We start from the raw sequence: 3,375 nt of genomic DNA on the forward strand, positions 1-3,375 counted from the left end.
GAGCACCACTCCACGTCCAAGTCGGCCGAACCGCTTCAAAGATAATACTACCCAAACGCGCTCGAAAGGGGTGCAGGTGGCGCTATCCACGACTTTGCGACGAGTTGTGGCGTCAGCGATTTCGCGGGGCGGCAGCGCACGATTTGAATGGTCCCTATGTTGTCCTTAAACTGGCTCTTCTAGTCACAGGAGGTTTTGATGGGGCCGGTAAGTCGCTGATATATTTTGATTGTTGGTGAGCGCGGAGGGACTCGAACCCTCGACCCCATGATTAAAAGTCACGTGCTCTACCACCTGAGCTACGCGCTCACTTAGACCGGGTGTGTAGGGGGCGGGCCCCTGCCGGTCAATAGCGCGACGGGCCGCGAAGGTGCGGCGGGACGGCCCGGATTCCCTTTGCAAAGCGATAGGTTAACCCGGACTCTTCAAGCCGACCGGGCGGTTTCATCCACGATCTCAGTTCGCCTCCTGGCGAATCTCCGACGCCACCGGTTGCGAGGGGCTCGCCACCGTCGGCATCGTCACCGGGCGCAGGCCGATCAATTCGGCGGTCCGCACCGCGCTGTTGCGCCAGAACGCAAACGAGTTGAGGCGCGAGTTCTCCAGGATGGCGATCGCGACCGCCGAGAGGAACGGCAGGCTTTCCAGCACCAGCACGGCTGCGAAAATATAGATCTCGCGGACCTGCTTGGTGCCGTTCATCATCACCAGCACCGTTGCGCCGACCAATAGCAGTACGCCGATGACGGCTTCCCAGAACGCCTGGAACTCGATCGACATCCGCGACAGGCCGCCCTTGGAGGTGCGGGCGAACGGCAGATGCTCGGTGATCATTCCTTGCGCGACCTCGCGCGACACCGTCCATTGCACCGACATCGCGGTGATCATCGCGCCCAGCATCTGTCCGGCCTTGATGTTCACGCGCAGCCGGTACAGCGCCACGAAATGCACCAGCGAGACCACGAAGGAAGCGATGATCGGCAGCGTCAGGATCTTGTCGGGAATGGCGATGTCGGCAAAGGCGACGATCGGCACCCAGATCAGGTTGAGCAGCGCGACCAGCACGCCGAGGCTTTCGGCCCCTAACCAGTTCAGCCAGCCGAGCGAGAACTCGCGGCGCTGATCGGGGCTGAGCCTGCTGGCGCCGGGCAGGAAACGCCGCCAGTGCTTTTTGACGATCTGGAAGCCGCCATAGGCCCAGCGATGGCGCTGCTTCTTGAAGGCTTCATAGGTGTCCGGCAACAGGCCGTGGCCGTAGCGCACGTTGGTGTAATGCGTGAGCCAGCCATGCTCGATGATCGCAAGGCCGAGATCGGTGTCCTCGCAGATGGTGTCGCCGGCCCAGCCGCCGGCCATGTCCATCGCCGCGCGGCGGATCAGGCACATGGTGCCGTGAACGATGATGGCGTTGAACTCGTTGCGCTGGATCATGCCGATGTCGAAAAACCCGGCATATTCGCCGTTCATGATGTAGTGCATCAGCGAACGGTCGCCGTCGCGATGATCCTGTGGTGCCTGCACGAGGCCCACCCTGGGATCGGCGAAAACCGGCACCAGGTCCTTCAGCCAGTCCGGCTGCACGACGTAGTCGGCGTCGATGATGCCGATGATCTCGGCATCCGCCGCCGTTCGGTCCATGGCGATGCGCAGCGCGCCGGCCTTGAAACCTTTGACGTTCTCGGCGTTGATGAACTTGAAGCGCTCGCCGAGCGCGCGGCAATGATCCTGGATCGGCTGCCAGAATTCCGGATCCGGCGTATTGTTGATGATGACGACGCATTCGAAATTCGGATAGTCGAGCCGCGCCACCGCATCGAGCGTCTGCTTCAGCATCTCCGGCGGTTCGAAATAAGCGGGGATGTGGATCGATACTTTCGGGAACGCGGCGGCGTCGGTTGAGCTGGCCGCAAGCGCGGTCTCTGCCTTGGTGATCAGCCGGCGCGGGCGCTGGCCAAAGGCGACCGCCGCGATTTCCTCGATCCGCGCCATCGCGATCAGGACCAGGGGGACCAGCAGGATCAGGCCCAGGGTCAGGGCGAAGGCCGAGCCAAACACGAAATAATGTCCGGTCCAGTAGGCAAACACGGTGGCGGCCCAGGCGCCGACGCCGCTGGCCGCCGCGGACAGCATCAGCGCCTGCATCACCGTCGGCGCTGCGAGCCGCAGGATCGGCAGCGACATCAGGATGCCGACCAGCACCGCGATCAGCGCGAGCTTCCAGTAATTCTCGTTTTCGATCGGCCCGGTCCAGGCGAATTTCGGCTCGCGCGAAGCGTTGAGAATTCCCCAGTAGGGACCGACGCCGCCTTCGAAGAACTTCCAGGGCTGATCGATCGCCTCGACGATGTTGTATTCCATGCCGATGGCGTCGGCGCGGGTGACGAAGTTGCGCAGCACCGAGGCCTGCTCGAACGGGCCGGGCTCCGCATTGCCGAGATTGTAGCCGGCGCTCGGCCAGCCGAATTCGGCGATCACGATCCGCTTGCCCGGAAATTTTTCGCGCAGGAGCTGGTAGAGATAGAACGCCTGATCGACCGCCTGCTTGTCGGTGAAATTTTCCCAATAGGGCAGTACGTGCGCGGCGATGAAATCGACGGAGGAGGCAAGCTCGGGATTGTCGCGCCAGATGTTCCAGATCTCGCCCGTGGTGACGGGAATGTTGACCGATTTCTTGACCCGCTTGATCAGCTCGATCAGGTCTTCGACCTTCTGCTCGCCGCGGTAGATGGTCTCGTTGCCGACCACGATGCCGATGACATTGCTGTTGCGTCTGGCGAGATTGATCGCCGCATCGATTTCGCGCTCGTTGCGGTCGGAGTTCTTGTCGATCCAGGCGCCGACCGTGACCTTGAGCCCGAACTCGGCGGCGATCGGCGGTACCAGTTCGACGCCGCCGGTGGAGGAATAGAGACGGATCGCGCGCGTCATCGTCGACAGTTTTTTCAGGTCGGCGCGAATCTTCTCGACGCTCGGGATGTTGTCGACGTCGGGATGCGCGGTTCCCTCGAACGGCGCATAGGAGACGCTCGGCAGGATGCCGCGGAAATCGGGCGCCGGCAGCTTTTCCTGGAACAGGCCCCAAAGCGCCGCGTGGGCAGCGGTGACGAACACAACAACGGCGACGACGGCGCGCATCGCGACTAAACCATCCGGGGCCTGCGATCTAAGGGAAAGCGAACCCGTCCCCTAGGTTCGGCCGACACGGCGGCAACATCAGGATAATCCTGCCGCGCGATTTAACAACTGGTATGACGCCATGGCGTTTTAAGGGCGCGAACGATGACAACCGCGAAAGATTCGGATCGCTCCTTTTTCGCGGCGACTATTTTGCCGGCGCGGCGGGTGCGGCGGCGGGGGTGGGCGAAGGTGCCGCCG

General features: G+C 62.5%; 1 protein-coding gene and 1 tRNA gene. Both read right to left on the bottom strand.

From position 1 onward, the window contains the following. Nucleotides 1–233 precede the first annotated feature (233 nt). Nucleotides 234–309, bottom strand: a tRNA-Lys gene (locus tag WCE35_RS16795). A 147-nt stretch (nt 310–456) separates the two neighbouring features. After that, complete coding sequence (locus tag WCE35_RS16800; RefSeq protein WP_424594456.1) at nt 457–3,135, bottom strand: glycosyltransferase; 2,679 nt, start codon at nt 3,133–3,135, stop codon at nt 457–459. Nucleotides 3,136–3,375 lie beyond the last annotated feature (240 nt).

Source organism: Bradyrhizobium sp. (assembly GCF_049691595.1).
Taxonomy (GTDB): Bacteria; Pseudomonadota; Alphaproteobacteria; order Rhizobiales; family Xanthobacteraceae; genus Bradyrhizobium.

Coding starts and splice junctions, on each gene's coding strand:
- WCE35_RS16800 (WP_424594456.1), bottom strand. CDS start 3,135: ATGCGCGCCGTCGTCGCCGTTGTTGTGTTCGTCACCGCTGCCCACGCG.